The organism is Devosia sp. ZW T5_3, from assembly GCF_044987315.1.
In the GTDB taxonomy this organism is placed as follows: Bacteria; Pseudomonadota; Alphaproteobacteria; order Rhizobiales; family Devosiaceae; genus Devosia.
The window spans coordinates 1-3,678 of the sequence record NZ_JBJDRE010000037.1 but is presented as its reverse complement, the minus strand read 5'-3'; the positions used below and the strand labels follow the sequence as shown (position 1 = coordinate 3,678).

At 60.5% G+C, this 3,678-nt stretch carries 2 protein-coding genes; both read left to right on the top strand.

Going from position 1 to position 3,678, the window contains the following annotated elements:
* Positions 1-405 precede the first annotated feature (405 nt).
* Positions 406-1,131, top strand: coding sequence for a hypothetical protein (locus tag ACI3KW_RS23090; RefSeq protein WP_404850035.1), 726 nt, complete (start codon positions 406-408; stop codon positions 1,129-1,131).
* Between the two features lie 305 nt (positions 1,132-1,436).
* On the top strand, positions 1,437-3,678 hold a 2,242-nt coding region (locus tag ACI3KW_RS23085), incomplete at its 3' end, for an autotransporter outer membrane beta-barrel domain-containing protein (protein ID WP_404850034.1).

The following is a 3,678-nucleotide window of genomic DNA, read 5'->3' as shown; positions in this document are numbered from 1 at the left end:
ACCGTGGGATGGGGGCGCCTGTCCAGTGGGGTTGGAAACTCGGCAGCCGGACCTGCAAGAATGGTACCGCCTGAACCGGACCCTGCATAAAAAGCGGATCGTGACGGGCGGCCATTGGTCCACTCTATTAGTTTCGGAAGGCCCAATGGCCGCCCGTTACCGTATAACCGCGACGCCATCAGGCCGGGCGGCGTTTCCGGCCGTCTGGGCTGGAACGGCTGTGCATTCGGATGTTCATACTGTCGTTGAGACGCTGAGGATCAGCTCGCCACTTGTTTTGGGCAATGTTTTCCACGAGCTTTCCAGTGCGCGTTATTGCCGACCGGGTTCGCGCCAGATTCCCAGATGCCAGTTTCTACATTATGGAAGTACGGCCATTTGAATGAGTGAAGTACGGCCATTTGAATGAGTACTGAGGCGCAGGTGGCGTGGCTTGTTGAGCCGTTTCTGGCTCGGCATCCCGAATTTGTCCGGATTGGCCGCGTTTTGAGACGCAGGCCGATAGGCCATTTCAGTCTGAGTTTGGACATTCGCCGCACGGCGTATAAGGGGCATATTAGCCCGATGTGGGGCGCGGGTATCACTTTTGGTCCGCCGCCACATTTTGGCGGGGGCATAGGCCGCACGCTGGATCGGGCAGATGGTTACCTGGATGCGCCGGACCTGCAGGCCCGATTGCTTGATGAACTCGAGCTGGCCAATGAGACAATTCTGCAGCGCTTTACGTCTCTGGAGACGCTTGTCGAGCTTGAGATGGCTGTTCATCCGAGCTTTGCGATGATCCGATTTCTCAAGGCGGTACTGTTGGCGGGAGTGGGGCGTCTTGCGGAGGCGGACAATCTGCTCGCGGCCGATATTGAATATCGTATCCGGGAGGGCGAACGCTTTGACCCGCTCTACGCCAAGCTGAGGACCGGTAGCAAAGCTTGGCACCGCCGGCAGGAAGAGGTCAGGAATAGAAGGACCTTCATAGGCCATCTCAAGCACTTGCACGGCTTCATTGAGCGGCGGGACTTGGCAGGATTGGCAGCCCTGCTGCACGACTGGGAGGCACAGGGCGTTGCGGCCAGGAAGATGACCGACTATTGGCAGCGATCGCCATTTCCTTTTGAATTGGGCGGTGGTGACTAGCTGGATAACGCGCTTCCCGGGGGAGCTTCCGATCAACTTGAGCAAGCCCCGATCCAGTCCCTCCTCCTTGTGGCGAGCGATTGAGGGTGGGGTGCCGAGTGTGCTACCAGCATGGATTCTGGCCGAGTTCCGAATGTCGCCGGACCGTCTGACCACCCTCAGTGCCGCGCTGCTTTTAGAAACTGCGCCGACGGCGAGATGTGTTGTCCGGCAAAGTCAATATCTCGACCCGCAGCAGTTTCTACAAAACACCGCCCTCGACGAGACAGGGAATTAAAGGATAATTAAGCATTATATTCGCAACATTGGGCATTACTTATTTAGTTTTTTGCCCGGTTGTGATGCAAAGAAGCCATTTCCTCTCAGGTATTTGGCCGTCTCGCCAATGCCTGCTCATGTCGAGCGCGCCATTCGTCGTCGCGCTGGCGACGCTCTCGCCGGCATTGGCGCAAGTGTCCATTGGCGGGGATAGCACGCCGTTAGATCCTGCATCCATCGATGGCAGTGTCGACCTGACTATTGGTGTGACCGGTGCTGGTAGCTTGACCATTCTCAATGGCAGCACATTGACCAATGCTATGGGTTATGTGGGGTTCGATGTGGGCGGCGTGGGCGTCGTCACGGTTTCCGGGCAAGGGTCGCGCTGGGACAATCTTGGTGATGTCATCATTGGACAGGAAGGCAATGGAACCCTCGACATTCAGGCGGGCGGGTTCGTCAGCGGCGGGACGGGCTATGTAGGGAACGGTCCGGGCAGCGTTGGCGTCGTGACGGTGTCGGGCGCGGACGGTTTGGGCAATGCTTCGACCTGGTCACTTCGGCAAGATCTGAACATCGGCTATCCGGGGACAGGAACGCTCAATGTGGAGGCAGGCGGTCATGTCGCGGTTGGTGGGCGGATCGATGTTGGTGTTGCGGGGCAAGGCAAAATGGAGCTCTCGGATGGTGCCACTCTATCGAGCAACGACGGCGTCGTCGGCACCGACGCCTACGGTGAGGCCATCCTGACTTCGGGCGCATCCTGGACCATGGTAGGGCAGCTCACCGTCGGTCTGGTCGCCCAAGGCGACCTGCGAATTGAAGACGGCGCCAGCGTCACCAGCAACCAGGGCTATGTGGGCGCCCACCCCGGTAGCGACGGCAGTGTCACCGTGACGGGGCCGGGGTCGAGCTGGGAGATGACCAACTTCAACCTTACTCTCGGCAATTACGGGGTCGGCGCGATGACCATCGAAGATGGCGCGCGGGCTTACGCGAAGGCCGGCGTGTATCTCGGCATTTCGGATGCCACGGCAAGCGGCACGCTGAATGTGTTGGGGACGCCGGGTGCGCGCGGCGTTCTGGAAACCAGCGGTTTCCGGGGCGGGATGGGCACTGCAAATGTGACCGTGGATGGCGGCATCGTCCGGGCCATCCGCAACAATACCGATTTCATCAGCAGCTATGGCGCTCAGCAGGTTACCCTCGGCGCCGGCGGTGGCATCATCGATACCAACGGTTTCAATATTGGCATCGCCCCTGTCATGACCGGCGCGGGCAGCCTGACCAAGGATGGCCTGGGCACGCTAACGCTCACCGGCGCCAATATCTATGGCGGTGGCACGGCGATCACCGCCGGCACCTTACAGCTGGGCAATGGCGGGAAGAGCGGCAGCATCTTGGGGAACGTCGCCAATAGCGGCGTGCTGGCCTTCAACCGCTTGGATGGGGTGACCTTCGGCGGGACGATCGCCGGGACTGGTGGCGTTTGGCAGGTAGGTTCCGGCCAGACCACGCTCACTGCAAACAACTCCGGCCTGGCGGGCGTCTCGCGGGTGTATAACGGCATTCTCTCGGTCAATGGCACGCTTGGTGGGGCGATTGAAGCCATAGGCGGACGACTGCAGGGCAACGGCCAGGTGGGGACGGCGACGAATTTTGCCGGGGGCACCATCGCTCCGGGCAACTCGATCGGCACTCTGACCGTGGCAGGCAACTATATCGGCAATGGCGGTATGCTCGAAATCGAGACGGTCCTTGGCGATGACAGCTCGTCCACGGACTTGCTGGTGGTCACCGGCGATACGTCCGGCAGCACCAATGTTCGTGTCATCAATGTCGGCGGCAATGGCGCACAAACCAACGAAGGCATCAAAATCGTCGATGTCGGTGGTGTCTCCGCTGGCGATTTCACGCTGCTGGGGAGCTATACTTTCGAAGGGGCTCCCGCGGTCGTTGGCGGCGCCTATGCCTATCGCCTGTATCAAGGGAGCGTCAGCACGCCTGCCGATGGTGACTGGTACCTGCGGTCGGCCTTGATCGACGGGGGTCTCCCGACGGGGCCGCTTTATCAGGCCGGAGCTCCGGTCTACGAGGCCTATGCGGCGATGCTACAGAGTTTCAACGAGCTTGAAACCCTCCAGCAGCGCGTCGGCAACCGGTCCTGGACGGCCGGTATGATCGAAACGGGCGCCTTGCCCGAAGCGGCTGGCGCCAAGAGCGGCATCTGGGGCCGGATAGTCGGCCGCCATGCCGATATGAATTCCAGGTTCTCCACGACCGCCGCAG

Excerpts from the sequence above, each read along its gene's own strand:
- ACI3KW_RS23090 (WP_404850035.1), top strand. The coding sequence starts at position 406 with ATGAGTACTGAGGCGCAGGTGGCGTGGCTTGTTGAGCCGTTTCTGGCT.